The sequence below is a fragment of the Candidatus Proelusimicrobium volucris genome (assembly GCF_959605025.1).
Classification (GTDB): domain Bacteria; phylum Elusimicrobiota; class Elusimicrobia; order Elusimicrobiales; family Elusimicrobiaceae; genus Proelusimicrobium; species Proelusimicrobium volucris.
Map to the genome: position 1 here is coordinate 84,866 of NZ_CAUHCY010000002.1, position 22,113 is coordinate 106,978.

Sequence of the window (22,113 nt, forward strand, 5' to 3'; positions counted from 1 at the left end):
AATGAAATCAAAGAAGTATGCAGGACTGTTGTTATGCGCCGCGTTTGTCGTAAGTGCTACCGCGGCTTTTGCAAGGCCTGATGACAGGAGCATAAGACGCGAAGACAGAAGGAATTTCCGCGTTCATAATTATATAGCGCAGGATTGCGCGGTAATGTTCCCTAAAGCGTTGCACGGCAATATGGATGCTTTTGAAGACGCTATGGAATATTATATGGAAACGAGCTCTTTCTGGGAAAGCTGCGTCGCTCCGTACTTGGATAGGGGGCAAAACGCGGTAATAAGCTATAAAGTTTTTACCGACGGGGACATGCCTAACGTTAGAGAGGTCGCCCAAGCCGTAAAATCCGCAAAGGATTTTACCGAAGAGCTGACGGACTATATTGAGGATGTACAAGAATATACAGGCATATACGAAAGGCCGGAAAGGTTTACCTACTTGCAGGTACCTTCTTCGCTCAATCTGAATAAACAGCTTTTGCGCGAAGTAAAAAAGGTAAATAAAAGATATAAAGCCAAAAGCGATATGCCCAAAATATGGGTTGAGCTGGACTTTGCACCCGCCGAAACCCGTGCGGATATCGGTACGATAACGGTGCTCGGCCCCGGTTCTAAAGGGATAGTGCGCCCTAATCCCAGACCTGCTGCCGACATTGTCCCGGCGGATCATTTGAGGCCGGCCCATCATAGGGCGGCAGAGCAGGCTACTAAGCCTGTTCAAGAACCGGCAGCGGTTGCGCCCGCCAAATAAAATTATTTACGCGCTAAAAACCCCGGCTGAAAAGGCCGGGGTTTTTGTTTAGATGGATAAAGTATCGGCCATATAATGGTTTTCAAAAATCGTAGCCTTCCTAAAACAAACAATTTGTGTTTAGGTTTTAATAGTCATTAAAAACAGGCTTTAATACGGGCTGCACTTTGGAGTGTATAATTATTAACAATAAAAAGCCCCCGTTTAGATGGGGGCTTCAAATCAATGTATAAACAAGATTATTTAGCGTTTACCATTTTCGCTCTGGAGATATCGCCTTTCTTATCTAAGAAATAAAGAAAGCCTTTCTCTTTTTTGATGCCGGCTTTGGCTACTTTTTTGGCTTTGCCGCCTTTTTTGCCGCCGCGGGCCATTTGCACTCTGGAGACGTCGCCGTCTTTATCGATATAATAAAGGAAGCCGTCTTCGCGCTCTACGCCAACTTTAAGAACTTTTTCTGCCATGGTCTTTCTCCTGCTTGGAATAGGGCATTTAAGCCCGATACCACAAGTCTAATAAAAAAATTTAATATATGCAAGAGGTTTTTTAGTCGATAATTCCGTCTGAGAAAAGCAAAAGTTTTTATTTTGTTTCAAAATCCCAGGCGGTTGGGCCGATATTTTCTTCTATGAAATTAACCAAGGAATTATGTATATTTATTCTGTAAGGGGTTCTTATCACTGTTTTTTTGCCGTTTTCTTCTATATCTAAGAAGGTTTCCGTCAGTCCTTGCGAGGCTTGCAGAAGGGAATTAAGCGTAAGAAGGGTTTCGGTTTTGCAGGAAGAAGGCAAATGTATTATAAAGCCGGCGGCCTTTTTTGATATTGCGCTAAGGATAGGCTCCACGGCAGAGACCATAATTTCCGGCTTGGCGGAGAATTCATCACCCCTGATATCGCCCGTAACTATTACAGCCTGATTTATTTCCACTTTCCCGTTGATTGTGGCCCAAGCGCGGCTGAAAGCGTTTGCCGTTATGGATTGTGATTCGTCTTCAATAGTGAGTTGCGCCCAGTTATCTTTATTTTTTGTTTGGCGTTTTTTTATTCTTGATATTATACCTGCCACTTCCACGGTGCCTATGGTGGGGTTGTCGTGTATGGTTGAAATGTCGGTCTTTATAATTTTTTTTATATGTCTTTGATATTTACTGAGCGGATGTCCGGACAAATATAAACCGAGAACTTCCCTTTCATTGTTTAAGAGTTCGGCTTTTGTTAAGGGAGGCACTTTTTTGAGGACGGGTTTGGATTGTATGGTGATATCTACCATTCCGTCCCCAAACAAGGTCGAAGCCGCGCTTTCTTTCTCCTGTTTAATTTTTATGGAATGCGTAACTACGGGATCTATATCGCTTAAGAGCTGCGCTCTTACGTAAAGGGGATCTTGGTTTGGATATAGGGAATCAAAAGCGCCGGCCATCGCGAAAGATTCCAAAGATTTTCTATTTGCCAGATAAAGGTTTATTCTTACGCAGAAATCGTATAAATCTTTATAAGGGCCGTTTTCCTCCCTTTCTTTAACGATATTTTTGCAGCCTTCCTCCCCGACGTTTTTTATGGCGGTAAGGCCAAAGCGAATAGCCTCTTTGCCGTTTGGCAGTTTCTCCACGCTGAAATAGGGCTTTGATTTTTGCACATCGGGGGGCAGAACGTCATAGCCCATTCTTCTGGCTTCTTCCAGATAGGTTACGATTTTGTTTTCCTTGTCGGAAGAGCCTATGGCGTTATGGCCTATTTCGTTGGTAAGCGACGCGCACATAAACTCTACCGGATAATTGGCTTTTAAATATGCCGTTTGATAAGATACCAAAGCGTATGCTACGGAATGTGATTTGTTAAAACCGTATTCGGCGAATTTGGCCATTTGGTCGAAAATTTTGTTGGAGAGTTTGGCGGGTACGCGGTTCTTTTCCGCCCCGGAAATGAACTTTTCGCGGAATTTTTCCATAATGTCGAGTTTCTTTTTACCCATAGCTTTGCGCAGAGTATCGGCCTCGCCTGGCGTAAAACCGCTCAGCGCTTTGGAAACTTCCATAATCTGTTCCTGATAGATCATCGTGCCGTAAGTTTCGGCCAGAATAGGTTCCATCAGTTTATGGTCGACCGTTATTTTCTCGGCCCCGTTTTTGCGCTTGACGAAACTTTCCAACATACCGCTTTGCATAGGGCCTGGCCTGTATAGGGCGACCAATGCGGAAATATCGCTGAATACGCTGGGTTTTAAGCGTTTTACCAAGTCTTTCATTCCGCCGCTTTCCAGCTGGAACACGCAGGTGGTATGCGCGGCCTGTAAAAGTTCATAGGTCTTTTGGTCGTCCAAGGGGATATTGTCTATATCTATATCTATGCCGCGCAGCTCTTTTACCATTTTGATGGTATTGTCTATAACGGTTAAAGTCTTTAAGCCAAGGAAGTCTATTTTCAAAAGGCCCATGTCCGATACGGTATTGCCTTCAAACTGGGTAGTTATAATACCCTTTGAGCCTTTGGCCAAAGGAGTGTATTTTGTTACCTCCTCTTTGGTTACCAAAAGTCCGGCGGCGTGTACGCCCGTATGCCTTTTAAGGCCCTCTATTTTCATTGCGTATTCAAAGAGCTGCTTTACTTTTGGATCTCTTTCCATTTCCGAGCGTATTTCTGGCACTTGTTCTATTGCGCCGTGAATGGTGGCCTTTAAATCGTCGGGGATATATTTTGCCAGGCGGTTTGTGTCGCTTACGCTGAAGCCCAAAACGCGGGCGGTGTCTTTTAAAGCCAGTTTTGCCTTCATCGTACCGAAAGTTATTATCTGCGCCACATTTTTGTTGCCGTATTTATGGCGCATATATTCTATTACTTTCTCGCGGCCAGCGTCGGAAAAGTCTATATCCAAATCCGGCATGCTGACGCGGTCGGGGTTTAGGAAGCGCTCAAAGAGCAATTTGTTTTTCAGCGGATCCAGTTTTGTTATATCCATACTGTAAGCTACTATCGAGCCCGCGCCCGAACCTCTGCCCGGCCCTACGGGTATGTCATTATTGCGGGCATAAGCTATAAAGTCCGCCACTATAAGAAAGTATACCGCGAAACCCATAGAGGTTATTACGGAGAGCTCGTAGTCCAGCCTTTTTTGATATTCTTCTGGAATGGCGTCCGTTTTAAGTTTCTTTTTTAGGCCCTCTATGCATTTAAATCTCAGGTAATCGGCGTGGGTGGCGAATTCTTTGGGTATTTCGAAGTTTGGCATTACAAAGCCTTCCTTCTTAAATTCCAGATTGCATTTTTCCGCCACTTCCAAGGTGTTTTTTATGGCCTGCGGAGCATAGTCAAAGAGTTTGGCCATTTCCTCGCCGCTTTTGAAGTATAGTTCGTGAGTGGTCATTTTAAGACGGGAAGGATCGTCCAAAGTCTTGCCCATAGCTATGCACATATGTATATCGTGTGCCTGCCAATCCTCCCGTTTTTCGTAGTGGCAGTCATTGGTTGCGACAAGCGGTATCCCGGTTTTTTTTGAAACTTCCAATAGTACTTTAAGCGCGGCCTGTTCTTCGGGTATGCCGTGGTCCATAATCTCTATGTAATAATTGCCTTTGCCCAGCGCTTCCTGGTATTTCAAAGCCAGTTTTATGGCTTCTTCCTCGCCTTTATAAAGGGCGGTTTGCGCCAGTTCGCCTTTAAGGCAGCCGGAGAGAACTATAAGGCCCTCTTTGTTTTTGCACAGCAAGTCGAAATCTATTCTGGGATGGTAGTAAAACCCGTCTACCCAGGCATCGGAATTTAGCTGCATCAAATTGTGGTAGCCTTGTAAATCCTTGCTTAGTACGGTAAGGTGGTTATAGGCGCTTTTGTCTTTGTCGATAACATTGTATTTAAAAGGGGTTGAGTAGAACTCACAGCCTATAATGGGTTTTACGCCGACTTCGCGGGTATTTTTGTAAAATTCCATCGCGCCGTACATATTGCCGTGGTCCGTCATTGCGAAGGCTTTTATTTTTTGTTCTGCCAAACCTTTGAGAAAAGAAGACGGCCCCTTGCCGGCGATGCGTATCATACCGTCAAGCAGGGAATATTCCGTATGATTATGAAGGTGTACAAATTCCGTCATTTTATTTTGCCGTATAAAAAGCTAATATAAAAACAAGCTGCAAATGGAGGCTCTATGACACATTATAGTAAATTAGTAGAGAAGAAAATAAAGAGCAAGAAGATTTACAGGGGCGTAACTGGTTTCAATGTCGATACGGTAAGGCTGGTAAACGGGAAAACATCTTTTAGGGAGTATATGCTGCACCCCGGCGCCAGCGCGGTATTGGCTTTTATAGACGGTAAAGTTTTATTCGTTGAACAATATCGTTATCCGGTGAAGAAAGTTACTTTGGAACTTCCGGCGGGCAAAATGAAGAAAGGCCAGAGCCCCCTTGCCTGCGCGCGGGCCGAGCTTGAGGAAGAAACGGGTTATAAAGCGGGCAAAATAAAGAAACTTTTAAGTTTTAACACTTCCGTAGCGTTTTCCGATGAGGTGCTGCATATATATTTAGCCGAAAATTTAAAAAGAGGCAAAATGCATTTGGACGCGGACGAATTTGTAAACGTAAAACTTATCGATTATGAAAAAGCGCTGAAAATGGTAAAAAGCGGGAAGATAACCGATTCCAAAACTATAATTGCGCTGCTTTATTATAAGGCTTTGTGTAAGGCTTAAAGTTGACAATATTAGGTGGAGCATATATAATTTAAATATATACACTCGCGAGTACTTCGCGCGAGACAGAGAGGTTTGTCTATGATGAAAAGGAAGATATTTTTTATAGCGGCTTTTATGGCTGCTTTCGGCTTGGCAAACGCGGCTATGCCCGACTTTGTGCCTTCGTCGCAGGTTAGCGAGCAAGATTTTACGCAATGTCTTTTAAAGAGCCAGCAAGTCTATTATGACGGCGAGTCTGCGGAGCATTGCGCGGAGATAAGAGCGGTTTTTTACGGGGAAACGGCAGATTGGCTTTCCAGTTTGGAAGCAAGCAATTTCATAAATAAAATCAACGGATACGCTCTTGACCCCGAACAATTTGACAATTCGGCAATGGCGCTTAATTTAATAACTTCGGCTCAAATTCTTAACAACACTCACGAGTTTTTTGCCAATTTGTCGGAACAATTTAAAAACGGACGTTCCGGTACTCCGGCGGATATAAAGCTGGCCGATTTGGATGAAAGCTCTATGGCTTCTTTCGTAAGGCTTTCCAACAGCGACTCTTTCGCGGCGTATTTCCGCGCCGTTGCCAAGGCGATAAGACTCAGCCTAATGCTTGACGAGGTTAAATCCAAGTCTTCGGCGCAATCGTCTATGAGCAAATTCGGTGGCATAAAAGTGGATTTGGCCCCAATGATGGAAACCTTCGCGCAGCCGAATCAAGGCGATATAATGAGAGGATCTTCCTACGAAAGCCAGTTAAACGTTTTGGAAAACAAATTCGTCAAATTGCTTGAGGATAAGGGCTCGTCAAGCGCAAAAGACAGCATGAAAATGTCGAAGAAGGACCTGTTTGGCGATAGTTTGCTGGGAGAGGATTTCGACAGCTATTTTGAATAAAAGACAAACGCTTCTAAATATTTGCCCCTCTTTAATAGAAAAGAGGGGCAAAATTTTATAAAATTTCCATAATGATAACGATACTTGAAGGCAAAACATTGGCGGCCGCGATAAGGGAAAGCCTGCCTGAGAAAGCTAAAGAATTGACTACAAAGCTGGGGCGGGCGCCTCGGCTTGTCGGGGTTTCCTGGCAAGGCGATTACGCGGGGCATCTTTATTTGACGAAAGAGGTAAACGCCGCGCGCAAAACAGGCATACAGGCCGATATAGTGTTAGTGGAAGAGAGTACAAGCCCGGCGGATTTCGTCAAACTGTTGTCCAAGATTTATGAGGATAAGGCCATAGACGCACTGTTGATACCCCGTCCTTTGCCGCCGGCTTTAAACGGTTTGGATATTTCTTTATTGATAAACCCGGATCAGGATATAGATGGCGCGGGCCTTATAAGTATGGGGCGGCTGTTTATGTGCAAGAGCTGGGACGACGTTTTAAAACTGGAGAGTTTTATTCCATGCTGCCCTCTTGCGGTGATGCGTCTTTTAGAGTATCATAAGATAGAGCTTTGCGGCAAGAAGGCCTGCGTAATAGGGCGCAGCAATACGGTAGGCGGACCATTGGCCAAGATGCTTATGTGTAAAAACGCGACAGTGACCGTGTGCCATACCAAAACAAAAGATCTGAAGGAAGTTTTGTTGGAGCAGGATATAGTGATTAGCGCCGCGGGGCAAGCCAGGTTTATCAAAAAAGAAATGGTAAAAAAAGGTACAATACTGATAGATGTCGGTACCAATCAAGACGAAAGCGGAATATTCTGCGGAGACATTGATTTTGAAAATATAAAAGAGAGCTGTGCGGTCTCGCCGGTTCCCGGCGGAGTAGGGCCGGTGACTTTGGCGTGTTTGCTTGAGCACACCTTGCGCGCAGCCGAGAGGAAACTAAAATGAGAAAACTTCTATTTTTCATAATACTCCCCGCGTTTTTTGCCGGGTGTTACGGCGGCGGGACGTCTTCTGGCAATATAAAGGAGAGGACTTTCAATGAGCAAATAGCGGAATTGGAGAAGGAACCTGTCCCGGAAGATTACGAAAACGAAATGCAAGGCGGCGCATTACAAAGCGACGTAGACAGAGCTTTGGATGTTTCTGCTCAAGCACAAAGAGAGCGCCGCGGTGTTGCGCCTTTAGTGGAATCGGACTATATCTTTAGGGTAATGCCCGATAAAGGAACGTATAGTTTTGACGAGTATAATCAAGTCTGGACCGATGATCCTAAATTGGAGGACTATAAGAACACTAAGAGGCTCTGGAGCAAACCCAAGGCTTTCAAGCCGGAAGAAGTCGCCGACGATTACGGGTATGAGGAAACTTCCGGCGAAGAATATTATTACGAAGAGTAAAAAACTTGGCTATATTTAAAAACCCCGATGCAAACATCGGGGTTTTTGTTTTAAATGGAAAGCCCGATTTTCAAGAAGGCGGGCGACATAATTTCCGGGAAATCGCTGAAAATGCCGTCAACCCCCATCTTTTTCAAGTTAAGTGCGGTTTTATAATCGTTTACCGTATATATAAAAGTCTTTAGATTATTTTGGCGGCATATTTTGATTATGGAAGGTTTTATCCTTTTAACACTCATATTGACGCTGTAAGCGTTGATTTCCAATGCTTGGGCTAGTTTAAAATCCCTGGTAAGAACGCCTATCTTTATGCCCGAGTTTAATTCCCGTACCCGCCTAAGAGTATCAAAATCGAAAGAGGATATAAGCAGACGTTCAAGACTCGCTTTAGGTTCTTTATTAAGAAGAGAGAAAAGCTGTTTTTCTATATCAGGGTATAGGTTGTCGTCGTTTTTTATTTCCAGATTGATTTTTATAGCGGGATTTTTTGCCGTTTCAAACAGCTGCACCAGAGTGGGTACTTGCAATTTGCGCAAGGCGGAATAATTAAGGTCTTTAATTTTTTGTCCGTTTGGCAGGCGATAGTCGTGATAGAGTAGCAAAACACCGTCTTTGGAGCGCTGTAAATCCGTTTCCATAAAGAGTGCGCCCATATCAAAGGCGGCCTTAAAAGCTTTAAGGGTATTTTCTTTAAAGTAAGCACTTGCGCCGCGGTGGGCTATGGTAATCATATTATAATCCGATTATAATCCAAAGGCCCGTTTTAGGTCCTCAAAAGTATTTTGCGGGATATCGAAACCGGGTGTACAGGCCCTGCCGCTTTTTGTTCCGTGGAAATCTGTCCCTGCGCTTATCAGCAGTTTATATTTGTCTGCTATGGCAAAGAGGTCCTGCTTGGTTTGGAAAGAGTGTGCAGGGTAGTAAATTTCTATACCGTTTAATCCGGCGCTGACCCAAGCTGGGAAGTTCCAGCAGTCTTTGACTATGCCGGGGTGGGCGATAAAAGCCAATCCGCCGGCTTGGCGTATGATTTTTATTGTTTCCGCCACGGAAGCGCCTCTTGGCGGGGCATAACCCGGGCGGCCTTGCACGAGATATTTTTTAAAACCTTCCTGCCTGCTGGAAACTATCTTTTTATTTTTGAGAGCATCTGCTATATGTGCGCGTGAAGCTACGGTTTTTACCAAGCGGAACACGTCTTCTTCCGTGATGGGCAGGCCCACTTCCCGCAGCTGTCTGATGATGTTTTTTACTCTTTGGTTTCTTTCCTCTCTGCTGAACTCCAGGAAGTCGAGCAGAATTTTATTTTCCGGGTCGACATTAAAGCCGAGAATATGCAGATGATCGTGCTCTTTTGTGCTTATTTCTACGCCGTTTACAAAAAGAATATTTTGTTCTTCGGCTTTTTCGCGGGCTTCTTTGGCAGCGGAAAGGGTATCGTGATCTGTTACGGCCATCAATCTGACGCCTGCCCTTTTATAATGGTAAACGACTTCAGACGGGGTGTTTGTCCCGTCTGAATGTTTGGTATGGGCGTGCAAATCGACCAGAGGCATTAAGCTTTTTCTACGCTGGTTATCTGCGGGATGGCTTCTTTAAGATATCTTTCTATACCGTTTTTAAGTGTCATTGTGGCCATAGGGCAGGAACCGCAGGCTCCTTTAAGTTTTACGGTAACCACGCCGGTAGCTTCGTCAAAGTTTACGAATTCAACATCGCCGCCGTCGGCTTGAAGGGCGGGGCGTACTTTTTGCAGAAGTGCGATAATTTGTTCTTTCATCTGTAAGGCTCCTAGTTTTTTCTTTAAAATAATGATAGCATTTTTATATAATAAGTAGGAAACCGGCAAACGTCAAGATAGGCGTATCGGCGATATGTACTTGCGGAAACGAAAAAATATGATATACTGTTTCCAGCGGGTAAATTAGATATTTAACGGAGTATGTGGAAAATATGAAGAACATAACAAAAATTTCGGCGGCTTTTATAGCCTTGTTTTTAGGAGTAAACGCTTTTGCCGCGGCGGAATATGCGAGCGTCGGCGTGCAAGAGGGCAATATAAGAACTTGCGCGAGCACCAGATGCAAAGTGGCTTTTAAAGTTTGGAAGTATACTCCGCTTAGAATGCTTGGCGTAAGCAAAGACAGAAATTGGGTGGAAGTAAAAGATTTCCAAGGTTTTAAAGGTTGGATACACAAGACTTTGCTTTCCGAGACGCCTGGCCTTTCGGCCAAGAGTGACGCCAATATAAGAGTATCGCCCAGCAGCGACGCGGAAGTCGCGTGGATAGTACAAGAGGGCTATCCGTTAAAATTCATAAAGAAGCAGGGCAATTGGTTGCAGGTGGAAGGCACGGACGGCGTAAAAGGGTGGATACACTCTTCGGTAGTCTGGGGCTTTTTGGAATACAAAAAATAAGATTTTAGCTTGAAAGGCGGAACGCTTAGGCGTTCCGCTTTTTTTATGTGCCGACTGCAAAATCCGGCCCCTGTTTAAAAAGGATAAAAAAAAGGTATAATATTTATAATATGAAATACTTGGTAATAACATTCACGTTTTTGGTACTCGCTTTCGGCGGGTACGTGATAAGCACGACGAAAGCTGACGAGGGCTTTACGCTCTCCGGCCGTGTAGACGTGGCGGAAAGGCTGCGCAAGCCCGCGCAGGCCGACAATGTTTCATGCTCCATAGTAGTAAAGAACGAGGCCGATGTCCCAATAGCCATAAAGAGGATAATCAACCCTAAGTTTCCGATGAATTTCAATATCGGCAAGGAAGATTTGCTTATTGACGATGTGGAAGGCAATATCAAGCTGGAAGTACAGATCAACTCTCACGGCAATTTGGGCGTTTTGAAAAGCGGCGATATTTTCGGTGAGAGTAAGGAGCTATATGCTTCAGGCCGAAAGGATATAGTTTTGGTTGCGGATAAGATGATGGGCAAGCCGACGCTGGGTTCCAACAGGGGCAATTTTTTCAGAACGGCGGCAAGATAAAAGGATTTGTATAAAACGGGAAAGGCCCTCGCGTAAAGCGAGGGCTTTTGCGTCGTGAGGGGCGGGGCGTTTTATAGTATAATATACTTAACAGATTTGGAGATATTTTATGTGGGATTACACAGACAAGGTGATGGATCACTTTAAAAATCCGAGAAATGTGGGGGAAATCAAAGACGCTGACGGCACCGGCCAGGTAGGCAGCCTGATTTGCGGAGATGCTTTAAAACTTACCATAAAAGTAAACAAAGAGACCGAAGTTATAGAGGATGTAAAGTTCCAGACTTTCGGCTGTGCAAGCGCGATAGCGTCTTCTTCGATTTTGACTGAGATGGTAAAAGGCAAGACGCTGGCCGAGGCTCTAAAGATAACCAACAGGGACATAGCCGAGGCTTTGGGCAGCCTGCCTGAAGAAAAAATGCATTGTTCCGTTATGGGTATGGAGGCTTTGGACGCCGCCATAAAATCATATAGGCAAGGCGGCGCACCCGTGATATTTGAGCAGGAACCGGGCACCAATATAGTCTGCCATTGTTTCAATGTAAGCGAGCAGGCTATAATCCAAGCGATACACAACAATAATCTTAAAACGGTGGAAGACGTAACCCACTTTACCAAAGCGGGCGGAGCGTGCGGGAAGTGTAAAGAAGAAATCGGCCGCATATTAAGCAAAGTTCTTTCGTGCGAAGTCCCTTCCGCCCCTAAAGCGGAGGAAAAGAAGCCCTATTCCGAAATGACAATAGTGGAAAAAATAAAAGCCGTGGAAGAAGTTCTGAACAATGATATAAAGCCCAAACTTAACTTAGACGGCGGCAGCGTAGAACTTACCGATATAAACGGCAATATCGTTACGGTGAAGCTGCTTGGCATGTGCGGCGGCTGTATGAATGCGGGCGCGACGCTTAAAGGCTTTGTGGAAAAGACTTTGAAAGACAAAATTTCCAAAGACATAGAGGTAAAACAGGCATGAGCTTGATTTACTTTGACAATAACGCCACTACCGGAGTATTGCCGGAAGTGTTTGAAGCGATGGCGCCGTATTTTACGGAGAAATACGGCAATGCCAGCAGTATGCATCGTTTTGGCGGCGGCAACAAAAAAGCGATAGAGCTTGCCAGGGCTAAGGTGGCGGATTTAATCAATGCAAACGCGGCGGAAGTGGTATTTACTTCGGGCGGTACGGAGGCCGACAGCAGCGCGATATACTCCGCTTTGCAATTTTATCCGAACAAAAAGCATATAATCACTTCCGCGGTGGAGCACCCCGCGGTATTGGAAGTATTCAAAAAACTTGGCAAAGAGGGGTACAGGGTAGATTTTATCGGGGTTGACGCCGACGGAAGATTTAATATGGCCCAATACAAAGCGGTATTGGATAAAGATACGGCGCTTGTCAGCGTAATGTGGGCCAACAGCGAAACGGGCACGATTTTCCCTATAAAAGATATTTGCGCTTTGGCGCATGAGGCGGGAGCCTTATTCCATACGGACGCCGTACAGGCTGTCGGCAAGATAGCCGTAGACGTAAAAGAGGCGGGGGTGGATATGCTTTCGTGCTCTTCGCACAAGATAAACGGGCCTAAGGGAATAGGCGCTCTTTATATAAGACAGGGGCTTAGATTCTTCCCGTTTATGGTGGGCGGACATCAGGAGCGTTTACGCCGCGCGGGAACGGAAAATGTCCCCGCGATAGTCGGCTTTGGCGAAGCGGCGAGAATTGCAAAAGAAACATTGTTTTTGTATGAAGACAAAGTCCGCGTATTAAGGGATAATTTGGAAAACGGCCTTATTAAAGAAATACCCGACTGCCGAGTCAACGGCGACAAGGATCACCGTCTGCCCAATACCAGCAATATCAGTTTTGGGTACGTGGAAGGCGAATCGATATTGATGATGTTGGACGAATATAATATTTGTGCGTCTTCTGGTTCGGCATGTACGTCGGGTTCTTTGGAGCCTTCGCACGTATTGATGGCGATGGGAGTGCCGTTTCAGTTTGCGCACGGTTCCATAAGGTTTTCGCTGGGCAAGTCCAATACGGAAACGGAAGTGGAGCAAGTTATAAAGGTTCTCCCGCCGATAATAAAGAGGCTTAGGGAAATATCTCCGTTCCACGGGGAGAAAAGGGCCTGCGCCGCGAGGCAATAAAATTTAGAATAAAAGAGGAAATATGCTTACCTATATAGTTGATAAAATAATCGGAACAAAAAGTGAAAGACAGTTAAAGAAATACCAACCTGCGGTAGAAAAGATAAATGCGCTGGAGAAGGATTTTTCCTCTTTGAGTGACGAGGCTTTAAAAGCCAAGACTGAAGAATTTAAACAAAGGCTTAACAAAGGCGCAACTTTAAACGATATTTTGCCAGAAGCCTTCGCCGCGGTGAGAGAAGCGGCAAAAAGGGTGTTGGGTTTAAGGCATTATGACGTACAGCTTTTGGGCGGTATGGTCTTGCACGACGGCAAAATAGCGGAGATGAGAACGGGTGAAGGAAAGACTTTGGTAGCCACTTTGCCTTCCTACCTCAACGCTTTGACGGGCAAAGGCGTTCACGTGGTTACGGTAAACGACTATTTGGCCAAACGCGACAGGCAGTGGATGGGTCCTATACATGAATTTTTGGGTTTGACGGTGGGTTATATCAGCCACGATATGGATAATGCCGAAAGGCGGGAAATGTACTTAAAAGACATAACCTACGTAACTAACAACGAACTCGGCTTTGACTATCTGCGCGACAATATGGTGGTGCGCGCGGGCGACAGAGTACAAAGGAAATTAAACTATTGTATAGTCGACGAGGTGGACTCCATCTTGATAGACGAGGCCAGAACTCCTTTGATAATATCCGGTCCTTCGGACCAAAAGACGGACAAGTACTATATAGTAAACCGCATGATACCCTCTCTCAAAATCCGCAAGATAACGGAAAAGGACGAAGTAAACGCCAAATACGCGGGAGAGGATTTATCCAAAGGCTATGACGCTTTAATCGACGAAAAGAACCACACCGTAACCTTAACTGACGAAGGCGTGGCCAAGGCCGAAAAAATGCTCGGCGTACCCAATTTGTATAATGACGTGGAATCGGAATGGGTGCACCATATCAATCAGGCTTTGCGCGCGCATCACTTGTACGAGAAGGACGTCCACTACGTAATAAAAGACGGGGAAGTCATCATTGTAGATGAATTTACCGGCAGGCTGATGCCGGGGCGCCGCTGGTCGGACGGTTTGCACCAGGCGGTGGAGGCCAAAGAACATCTGCCGATAAAGGAAGAGAACCAAACTTTGGCCACGATAACTTTCCAGAACTTCTTTAAGCTGTACAACAAGCTTTCGGGCATGACTGGTACGGCGATGACGGAAGCCAATGAGTTTTGGACGATTTACAAACTGGACGTGGTGGAAATACCTTCCAATAAGCCTTGTCTGAGGAAAGACGACCCCGATATAATCTATAAGACCGAGCGCGAGAAATTTAACGCCGTTATTGACGACGTCGAACAGCTTTGGCGCAAGGGCATGCCTGTATTGGTGGGCACCAGGTCGATAGAAAAATCTGAAAAACTTTCCGAACTTTTAAGAAAGCGCGGCATACCGCATAAGGTATTAAACGCGAAATATCACGAGATGGAAGCGCAGATAATCAGCCAGGCGGGGCGCAAGGGCGCCGTAACGATAGCCACTAATATGGCGGGGCGCGGAACGGACATCGTTTTGGGCGGCAATCCGTGCGATAAGGCCGAGCAGGAATATGTGGCTGAACACGGCGGCCTTACGGTAATAGGCACCGAACGCCACGAAAGCAGACGTATAGACAATCAGCTGCGCGGACGCTGCGCAAGGCAGGGCGATAAAGGATCAAGCAGGTTTTACGTCGCGCTGGACGATGAGCTTATGCGCCTGTTCGGCAGCGAGAGAATCGCCTCGGTAATGACGACCTTGGGTATGAAAGAGGGCGAGAGCATAAAATCGCGCATAATATCCAAGCAGATAGAAGGCGCGCAAAGGCGCGTGGAAGGGCACAACTTCGATATAAGAAAGCACCTTTTGGATTACGATAAGGTAATGAACCAGCAGAGGACTGCGGTATATAATCTTAGGAACGCCATTTTGGACGGCGCGAATTTTACCGAACGCATCAATCAGATGATAGAGGAAACTGCGGAAGAAATTTTCTATAAATTTTACAATCGCCACCATCCCAGGCAGAGCGATTTCGCCAGTTTAAACGCCGTATTAAAAAGACACTTTACTCTTGAGGAAAGCTACACGGCGGAAAACACCGCCGGCAGAAGCGACAAGGAACTGTTAAACGAGATAATAGAGAAGATAAAAGCGATCTATACGCAAAGGGCGAACTATTTTCTGGAGCAGGGCATTTTATTTGACGAGATAGAAAGAATGCTTCTTTTGCAGCTTCTCGACCAAAGCTGGAAACAGCATTTATACGAGTTGGACCAAATCCAAAAGAGCGTGGGGCTTAGGGCTTACGGGCAGAAGGATCCGCTGATAGAATATCAGAAGGAATCCTTCAATCTGTATCAGAATATGATGACGCGCGTAAGAGATATGTTTGTAGATTATATCTTCCGTTTGCAGCTGCCCCCGCAAAGACGCCAGCCGATAGTAAAGAAAACGGCGGAAACCGAAAAAGGAGAAACCCCTTCGCAGGAGCATCATAAAATCGGACGCAACGATTTATGCCCTTGCGGCAGCGGCAAAAAATACAAAAAATGTTGCGGAAGATAAATATTGATTTTGTAAAGGGTCAACTTAACGCTTTACGCGATAAGGCCAAGAATTTATTAAAAGGCAAGAAAGCCGATAATAAACCCGCCGGCAAAACCGTTCAGGCGCCGGCGTCCGCCAAAGCGCCCGCCGCGCCAAGGCCCCAAAAGACCGGGTTGGGCAAGCCGTCCAATACGGTGGCCGGCCTTATACCGGAGGACGATATTTACGCTTCAGCGGCGCAAAACAATCCTTCCTTGAAGATAAAGGAAGAGGATTTGTTTATGGGCGGCAGCCGCGATTTTTTAAAGCCGATTTCCGAGGAAGATGTCCAGGACATTACTTTAAAGCCTTTGGGGGAAGATCTCCCTAAAGTAAAGAAATTTAAAAGGAAGATTTTACTCTCGCAAATCATAAGCGATTTGTTTACAGGATTGGTCGTGGCGGTCTGCGCGATAGCCTGCGCTTTGCTGCTGGCCGAAAGTTATATAACCAAACCTGCGCCGGTCTACGCGTGGTTGGCGTTTATCCCGTTTGCGATAGCGATATTTAATATAAGGAGCGCGATATTCAGCCTTATAGTGGGTTGGCTTACCGGCGGGATATTTTATTTTGTCATACTGCACTGGATATCTGGCACGGTTTTTGAAGGTTTGGGCAATAACGGCATAGCGACGCTAAGCCTTGCGGCTTTATCTTCGGTATTGGCGATACAATTCGCATTGTTTTCCGTAGGTTCTTATTATCTTAAAAGGACGCCGCTTCTTTGGCCCTTGGCAAGCGCTTGCCTGTGGGTCGGGCTGGAGATACTTCATCAGCTGATAGCGTTAAAGTTTATGGCGTTTCCGTGGTTTGTTTTGGGCTACACGCAGTTTAATTTTCTGTATCTGATTCAGATAAGCTCCTACACCGGCGTTTACGGCGTAAGTTTTGTGGTGATATTTACTTCTCTCGTGGCGGGCTATTTGTTTTTGAGGATAAACCGCGCGGTCAAAGTATTCTATTTTATATTGGCGTTTTGTATTCTTCTGCTTACTTTAAGTTTTGGCCATAAAGTAATAAAGGAACAGCTTAATTATATGCAGTCTTCCCCCAACAGTTTGCGTATAGCTTTAATGCAGCCTTATACGCATAAGCTGTTTATTTCCGGCTATGAGGAAGATGTCGTCTATACGATAGCGGGGCAGATGGAAGCGTTAAAAGGCAAAAAGGCCAATTTGGTGATATGGCCGGAAAGTTCTTTGCCTGGCGATTTGCTCAGCAGTGAGTATATGGACTATATCAAGGAACAGAGCAAAGAACTTAAAGTTTGGCAGATATTCGGCGGGACGGAAGTAGTGGAAGATGAACAATATGTCGCGGCGGTGCTTGTCAATGAAGACGGGATAAACGACGACTATAAAAAGACGCAGCTGGTTCCTTTCGGGGAGTTTTTGCCGTTCCAAGGCCTCTTGGGCGGGTTCTACGAAGCCAATGGGATAACTTCTCTTACAGGTACTTTCAGTGCGGGCAAGGAGCCGGGCAAGATTTTCAGCATAATGGCGGATGTGCCGGGCAAGAATAAGAAGGCGGAATATCAGTTCGGCACGGAAATTTGTTTTGAATCGATATTCCCCTCGATATACAGGGCACAGGCTTTAAGCGGGGCGGACTTTTTTGTAAACATATCCAATGACGGGTGGTTTTTGGTAAGCGCGGCGCCCTATCAACATTTGCGTGCGAATGTGTTTAGGGCCGTGGAGAACCGCAGGCCTTTATTGCGTTCTACCAATACGGGCATTTCCGCTTGGATAGACAGTTTGGGCAAAATAAGGTTTGAAACGGGTTTGGACAAACAGGAAAGTTCTGTTTTCAACTTCGTTTTCAAAGACAGAGATACAAAGACTTTCTATACCACGCACGGCGATTTATTCGCTTATATCTGTCTGGCTTTGGCTGTGCCTTTGGTAATCTTCAGTATGGTATTTTTGAGCGTAAGAAATGAGTATTGAAATAAAAGATTTGCATCAGCTTACGGGCGATATATCTCAAAGGTTGGATAAACTCTTTGAGATACAGCACATATCCTCTAAACAGGATTTGCTTAAGGAGAAAGAAGCTCTTAGCGCCGCGCCCGATTTTTGGCAGGACGCGGATAAAGCCAAAGCGGTATCAAAGGAAATCGACTCTTTAAAAACCGATATAGAAACTTACAAAGCTATGCGCCGTTCTTTGGAGGACGCGCAGACTTTGATTTCTTTGGCGGAGGAGATGTCGGACGAAACCGAACTGGAAAATGCCGCTTCCGCCTTAAATAAGCTGGACGAAACTTTAAAATCGGTCGAGTTTAAAACCAAGCTTTCGCGGCCGGAAGACAAACTTAACGCCATAGTAAGCATACACGCCGGCGCCGGCGGAACGGAATCGTGCGATTGGGCGGATATGCTTTTAAGAATGTATACCCGCTGGGCCGAGCAGCATAACTTTAAAGTACACATTACCGATATTTTACCCGGCGAAGAAGCGGGCGTAAAGAACGTTACTTTGTTTATAGAAGGCCCTTACGCCTACGGTTTTTTAAAGAGCGAAAATGGCGTACACAGGCTTGTAAGAATATCCCCCTTTGACGCAAACAGCCGCAGGCATACTTCTTTCGCTTCATTGGATATTTTGCCCGATATTGAAGACGAAATAAATATAGAAATATCCGATAAGGATATAGAAGTTACCACCTGCCGAAGCGGCGGCGCGGGCGGGCAAAACGTAAACAAAGTGGAAACGGCTGTCCGCATTTTGCATAAACCGACGGGTATAGTAGTGGCGTGCCAGGTGGAGCGCTCCCAACTGCAGAACAAGACCCGCGCGATGAAGATGTTAAAGGCCAAACTATACGAAATGGAACTGGACAAAAAACGCTCCGAGATGGAACGCCATTACAGCGAAAAGGGCGATATAGCATGGGGACATCAAATCCGCTCTTATGTTTTTATGCCTTACCAAATGGTAAAAGACTTGCGGACGGGCTATGAAACCTCCAACATACAAGGCGTGATGGACGGCGATTTGGACCCGTTTATGCAGGCCTATCTTGATTATAAAGCCGGTGCGTAATGGCGGGGCTTTACATACACATTCCCTTTTGCGTGAGCAAATGTTTTTATTGCGATTTCGTATCGTACGGCGGCAAGCTCGCGCTCGCAAAAGAATATCTTAAAGCGGTAAAAAAAGAGGCTTCTTTTTACGATACTCTCCGCCCTCGTACGGTGTATATCGGCGGCGGAACGCCGAGCTTCTTGCCCGCCGAGGAGATGGAGTTCCTTCTTAAATTCATCAATGAAAAATATGGCGGAGGCTTTAAGGAATTTACCTTTGAATGCAATCCCGAAAGCGTAAACGAAGAAAAACTTGCCCTCCTTAAAAATTACGGAGTAAACAGAATCAGTTTGGGGCTTCAGAGTTTTAACGACGGAGAGCTAAAGCTGATAGGGCGCGCTCATCGTGCGGAGGATTTTTTAAAAGCGTATGAGGCGGCGTCAAAATATTTCGATAATATAAATGTAGATCTTATGGCCGCCCTGCCTTCTCAAACCGAGGATAGCTTCCTCACAAGCCTTAAAAAACTTATAACTTTAAAACCCAAACATATCTCTCTTTATGGCCTTCAAATAGAGGAAGGAACCCCCCTTTATGAACAGGGATATTCTTACGAGGAAAATTTTTATGTCCGCCTTTTGGAGCTCGGATACAAAGAACTTGCGGATAACGGATTTAAGCAGTATGAAATTTCCAATTACGCGCGCGAAGGCTTTGAAAGTATCCACAATACCAACTATTGGTTTAACGGGGAATATCTGGGTCTTGGCGCGTCGGCGAGCGGATATTTAAATGGAGTGCGTTATCAAAATCTTTGCGGGATAGAGGAATATATCAAAAGCGTAAACGAAGGCCGCCGCCCCGTTTTGTCGGAAGAGAAACTTAAAGGTAAGGCCAAAATCGGGGAAGAAATTTTATTGCGCTTTAGGTATCTTAAAGGTTTTAAACCCTGCGCCCAAATGTTAAAATATTTTGGCGGCGAATTTGAAATTCTTAAACGGGAAGGCCTGATAGAAGCCGAAGGCGAATTGCTTAAACTGTCGCGGCGCGGAAAATATCTGGCCAATGAAGTATTCCGCCGCTTCGTGGAGCCTTTTTAAATGCAAATAAAAGCCTATAAAACGCGTTTGTTTAAGGAGGGAGAGGATCTCCCCTCGTTTATAAAGGAACATCTGCCCGCCTTAAAAGAGGGCGTTGTAATAGCGGTATCTTCCAAGGTTGCTGGCCTTTGGGAAGGGCGTACGGCGCCTTTGTCACACAAAGAAGAAATAATAAAAAAAGAAAGCGACTTTTGTTTAAAGACAGCCCTTTGCCATTTTACAGTAAAGGATGGAATGGTAATGACGAACGCCGGCGTAGACGAGAGCAATATAAAAGGGAAACTTTCTCTGCTCCCTAAGCGCCCTTACAAGACGGCGGAAGTTTTAAGGAAAGAACTAAAAAAGATTTACGGTGTAAAGAAGCTGGGGGTTATTTTGACCGACAGTATGATACTGCCTTTGAGGTCCGGTGTAATATCGGCGGCAGTGGGCTATGCGGGCTTTAAGGGGGTAAAGGATTACCGCGGCAAAGGCGACATATTCGGGCGGGAACTTAAAATGACGATGGTAAATATCGCCGACACTTTGGCGGCGGGCGCGGGGTTGCTGATGGGAGAGGGCCGGGAGAAGAAACCTTTTGCCGTTATAGAAGACGCGCCCGTAGTTTTTTGCGCCAAACAAAAAGAGGGCGAAATAAAATATCCCCTTAAAGATGATCTATACTATCCGTTTTTTGAGCCTTATCTAAAAAAGAAATAAATCTATTTTTTGTAGATTTTGAGCAGTTCCTTTTCCACGTAAGGCGGTACGCTGTTTTTAAGGCGCCCGCCGAAGGCATAAGCCTCGCGTACCATAGATGAGGTAAGATAGGTATACTTTGCGCTGGGCATAAGGAAAACGGTTTCCATATCCGGGTTGAGTTCGCTGTTGGTGTTAGCGAGGATAAATTCGTATTCCAAATCGGTCAAAGCGCGTAGGCCGCGTATGGCCACTTTGGCTTTTTTTATTCTCATATAGTCGGCAAGAAGGCCGTCGAAGCTATCGACCGTAACATTTTTAAATTGTTTCGTGCAGTGTTTAAGATGGTCAAGGCGCTGGCTTGCGGTGAAGATCGGTTTTTTGTTTTTGTTTATCAATACGGCGACGATGACTTTGTCGAATATCTCGGCGGCGCGGCGGATAATATCAAGATGTCCGTTTGTTACGGGATCGAAAGTTCCGGGGTATACGGCAATATTTTTCATAAAACACCTCTCTAACTTTATTATAATAATTCTATGAACAAAAATCCCTTTTCAGATGAGATATACTTAAAAAGAACCTATAAGGCCGAGCCGGACTTCCGCGGGGAATATTTTAGGGACCAAACAAAAATAATCCATTCCCAGCCGTTTAGAAGATTAAAAAGTAAGACGCAAGTCTTCGCCGCGCCCGATAATGACCATATCTGCACCCGCATAGAACACGTTTTGCACGTAGCGACCATAGCCGCATCCATCTGCAAGGGCTTGAACAGGACAGGCAACTGGCAGCTTAACGAGGAGCTTGCCTATGCCATCGGCCTCGCGCACGATTTGGGCCATGCGCCGTTCGGGCATGAAGGCGAAAGAGCGATAGCCAAGAAAATAGCGCCCGCCAATTTTATGCATGAAGTAAACGGATACCGCGTGGTGGAACATCTCACCTGTTACGGTAAAGGGTTAAATCTCACCTATGCGGTAAAAGACGGGATTTTGTGCCACTGCGGGGAGGATTTTAACAATAATGCTTTAAAGCCGGGGGCCCAACCGAACGATTTGGAAGCGATAAAAGACAGGAAACATCTCCCTTCCACCTATGAAGGCTGCGTAGTGCGCCTTTCCGATAAAATAGCATATCTCGGCCGCGATATAGAAGACGCGGTGCGCGCGGGCATAATAACTTATAACGACGTGCCTTCCATAATCAAAAAGGAACTGGGCGAAAACAACGGCGAAATAATAAATACCCTCGTTTTGGATCTCACGAACAATTCCGCAGACAAAGACTGTTTAGGCTTTTCCGACGATAAATTCGCGATTATGGGCGAGCTTAAAACTTTCAATTATAAGCATATTTACAATCATTCCTCGATAGCCAAACAAAAAGACGTTTTAACTTACGCCGTAGGCGAATTGTTTGATTATTATATGGACTTGTTCGGGAAATATTCTCTTGGCCCGGGTTACGAAAAAGAACAGAAAAAGGCCGCCAAAAGTTTTGGGCATTATATAGATTCCATGAGGGAGATATATAAAGGCGTCGATCCGAAAGTTATAATAACCGATTATATAGCGGGTATGACGGATTCTTACGCACAGGAGTGCATAAAGGAAGCGCTGGGCATAAATCTTAACTTTAACTTTTAGTTTTTCGATATGTATTTTGCAAATTAAAAAGCCGCGCAAAAGCGCGGCTTACTTTTTACCGAAATCGCTTGAGTGGGAAAACTAAAAAATCAATCTAAGCGGAAAAGAAGATTTTAGTTTTGCCTTTTAACTCCGCAGCTGGCGGCGCAATTTTTGCAAACTCTAATAGCG

Annotated in this window: 21 protein-coding genes; 15 read left to right on the forward strand and 6 right to left on the reverse strand. The window is 45.3% G+C overall.

All coding sequences use genetic code 11. The features are described 5' to 3' along the window. Nucleotide 1: 1 nt before the first annotated feature. Nucleotides 2-751 (forward strand): hypothetical protein, encoded by a 750-nt coding sequence (locus tag ACQY3M_RS02470; RefSeq protein WP_428065883.1) that lies wholly within the window; start codon nucleotides 2-4, stop codon nucleotides 749-751. Between the two features lie 239 nt (nucleotides 752-990). Here the strand turns inward: ACQY3M_RS02470 and ACQY3M_RS02475 are convergent, their stop codons facing one another. Continuing rightward, the gene (locus ACQY3M_RS02475; protein WP_428047306.1) at nucleotides 991-1,215 is read right to left on the reverse strand and encodes a hypothetical protein; all 225 of its coding nucleotides are present in this window, start codon (nucleotides 1,213-1,215) and stop codon (nucleotides 991-993) included. A 118-nt stretch (nucleotides 1,216-1,333) separates the two neighbouring features. Then, nucleotides 1,334-4,837, reverse strand: a complete 3,504-nt coding sequence (gene dnaE / locus ACQY3M_RS02480) for a DNA polymerase III subunit alpha (protein ID WP_428065884.1) — start codon at nucleotides 4,835-4,837, stop codon at nucleotides 1,334-1,336. A 54-nt stretch (nucleotides 4,838-4,891) separates the two neighbouring features. Here dnaE and ACQY3M_RS02485 point away from each other — a divergent pair, with 54 nt between their 5' ends. From ACQY3M_RS02485 to ACQY3M_RS02500, 4 genes are all read left to right on the forward strand, one after another. Beyond that, nucleotides 4,892-5,434 (forward strand): NUDIX hydrolase, encoded by a 543-nt coding sequence (locus tag ACQY3M_RS02485; RefSeq protein WP_428065885.1) that lies wholly within the window; start codon nucleotides 4,892-4,894, stop codon nucleotides 5,432-5,434. 81 nt (nucleotides 5,435-5,515) lie between these two features. Beyond that, a complete protein-coding gene (locus ACQY3M_RS02490; protein WP_428065886.1) occupies nucleotides 5,516-6,319 on the forward strand; it encodes a hypothetical protein in 804 nt (267 codons plus the stop codon). 71 nt (nucleotides 6,320-6,390) lie between these two features. Beyond that, entirely contained in the window at nucleotides 6,391-7,263 is an 873-nt protein-coding gene (locus ACQY3M_RS02495) for a bifunctional 5,10-methylenetetrahydrofolate dehydrogenase/5,10-methenyltetrahydrofolate cyclohydrolase (RefSeq protein ID WP_428065887.1), read from the forward strand. Continuing rightward, nucleotides 7,260-7,715 (forward strand): hypothetical protein, encoded by a 456-nt coding sequence (locus ACQY3M_RS02500; RefSeq protein WP_428065888.1) that lies wholly within the window; start codon nucleotides 7,260-7,262, stop codon nucleotides 7,713-7,715. The genes ACQY3M_RS02495 and ACQY3M_RS02500 overlap by 4 nt, the downstream gene beginning before the upstream one ends. Nucleotides 7,716-7,765: 50 nt before the next feature. Here the strand turns inward: ACQY3M_RS02500 and ACQY3M_RS02505 are convergent, their stop codons facing one another. From ACQY3M_RS02505 to ACQY3M_RS02515, 3 genes are read right to left on the reverse strand one after another with little or no spacing between them, the layout of a single operon-like run. Continuing rightward, nucleotides 7,766-8,446 carry a glycerophosphodiester phosphodiesterase gene (locus tag ACQY3M_RS02505; protein ID WP_428065889.1) on the reverse strand — a complete coding sequence of 227 codons (681 nt, stop codon included), beginning with the start codon at nucleotides 8,444-8,446 and terminating at the stop codon, nucleotides 7,766-7,768. A gap of 12 nt (nucleotides 8,447-8,458) precedes the next feature. After that, nucleotides 8,459-9,271: a PHP domain-containing protein gene (locus tag ACQY3M_RS02510; protein ID WP_428065890.1), complete on the reverse strand. Its 813-nt coding sequence runs from the start codon at nucleotides 9,269-9,271 to the stop codon at nucleotides 8,459-8,461. Next, nucleotides 9,271-9,495 carry a NifU family protein gene (locus ACQY3M_RS02515; RefSeq protein ID WP_428065891.1) on the reverse strand — a complete coding sequence of 75 codons (225 nt, stop codon included), beginning with the start codon at nucleotides 9,493-9,495 and terminating at the stop codon, nucleotides 9,271-9,273. The genes ACQY3M_RS02510 and ACQY3M_RS02515 overlap by 1 nt, the downstream gene beginning before the upstream one ends. Nucleotides 9,496-9,668: 173 nt before the next feature. On the opposite strand from ACQY3M_RS02515, the gene ACQY3M_RS02520 reads away from it, so the two are divergent. From ACQY3M_RS02520 to ACQY3M_RS02560, 9 genes are all read left to right on the forward strand, one after another. Further along, the gene (locus ACQY3M_RS02520; RefSeq protein WP_428065892.1) at nucleotides 9,669-10,133 is read left to right on the forward strand and encodes an SH3 domain-containing protein; all 465 of its coding nucleotides are present in this window, start codon (nucleotides 9,669-9,671) and stop codon (nucleotides 10,131-10,133) included. Nucleotides 10,134-10,243: 110 nt separating this feature from the next. Then, nucleotides 10,244-10,711, forward strand: coding sequence for a hypothetical protein (locus tag ACQY3M_RS02525; protein ID WP_428065893.1), 468 nt, complete (start codon nucleotides 10,244-10,246; stop codon nucleotides 10,709-10,711). Between the two features lie 109 nt (nucleotides 10,712-10,820). Further along, nucleotides 10,821-11,681 (forward strand): Fe-S cluster assembly protein NifU, encoded by an 861-nt coding sequence (gene nifU / locus ACQY3M_RS02530; RefSeq protein ID WP_428065894.1) that lies wholly within the window; start codon nucleotides 10,821-10,823, stop codon nucleotides 11,679-11,681. Further along, nucleotides 11,678-12,859 (forward strand): cysteine desulfurase NifS, encoded by a 1,182-nt coding sequence (nifS, locus tag ACQY3M_RS02535; RefSeq protein WP_428065895.1) that lies wholly within the window; start codon nucleotides 11,678-11,680, stop codon nucleotides 12,857-12,859. Before nifU ends, nifS begins: the two co-directional genes overlap by 4 nt. A 22-nt stretch (nucleotides 12,860-12,881) precedes the next feature. Beyond that, nucleotides 12,882-15,464, forward strand: a complete 2,583-nt coding sequence (gene secA, locus ACQY3M_RS02540) for a preprotein translocase subunit SecA (RefSeq protein WP_428065896.1) — start codon at nucleotides 12,882-12,884, stop codon at nucleotides 15,462-15,464. After that, entirely contained in the window at nucleotides 15,449-17,434 is a 1,986-nt protein-coding gene (lnt, locus tag ACQY3M_RS02545; RefSeq protein WP_428065897.1) for an apolipoprotein N-acyltransferase, read from the forward strand. Before secA ends, lnt begins: the two co-directional genes overlap by 16 nt. Continuing rightward, a complete protein-coding gene (gene prfB, locus ACQY3M_RS02550) occupies nucleotides 17,424-18,533 on the forward strand; it encodes a peptide chain release factor 2 (RefSeq protein WP_428065898.1) in 1,110 nt (369 codons plus the stop codon). Before lnt ends, prfB begins: the two co-directional genes overlap by 11 nt. Next, complete coding sequence (gene hemW / locus ACQY3M_RS02555; RefSeq protein ID WP_428065899.1) at nucleotides 18,533-19,615, forward strand: radical SAM family heme chaperone HemW; 1,083 nt, start codon at nucleotides 18,533-18,535, stop codon at nucleotides 19,613-19,615. Before prfB ends, hemW begins: the two co-directional genes overlap by 1 nt. Beyond that, nucleotides 19,616-20,314, forward strand: coding sequence for a coenzyme F420-0:L-glutamate ligase (locus tag ACQY3M_RS02560; protein WP_428065900.1), 699 nt, complete (start codon nucleotides 19,616-19,618; stop codon nucleotides 20,312-20,314). A gap of 2 nt (nucleotides 20,315-20,316) precedes the next feature. On the opposite strand, the gene coaD is transcribed toward ACQY3M_RS02560, so the two are convergent. After that, a complete protein-coding gene (gene coaD, locus ACQY3M_RS02565) occupies nucleotides 20,317-20,799 on the reverse strand; it encodes a pantetheine-phosphate adenylyltransferase (protein WP_428065901.1) in 483 nt (160 codons plus the stop codon). Between the two features lie 33 nt (nucleotides 20,800-20,832). Here coaD and ACQY3M_RS02570 point away from each other — a divergent pair, with 33 nt between their 5' ends. Continuing rightward, on the forward strand, nucleotides 20,833-21,942 hold the full coding sequence (locus tag ACQY3M_RS02570; RefSeq protein WP_428065902.1) for a deoxyguanosinetriphosphate triphosphohydrolase family protein: 1,110 nt from the start codon (nucleotides 20,833-20,835) through the stop codon (nucleotides 21,940-21,942). The last annotated feature ends 171 nt before the right edge of the window (nucleotides 21,943-22,113 follow it).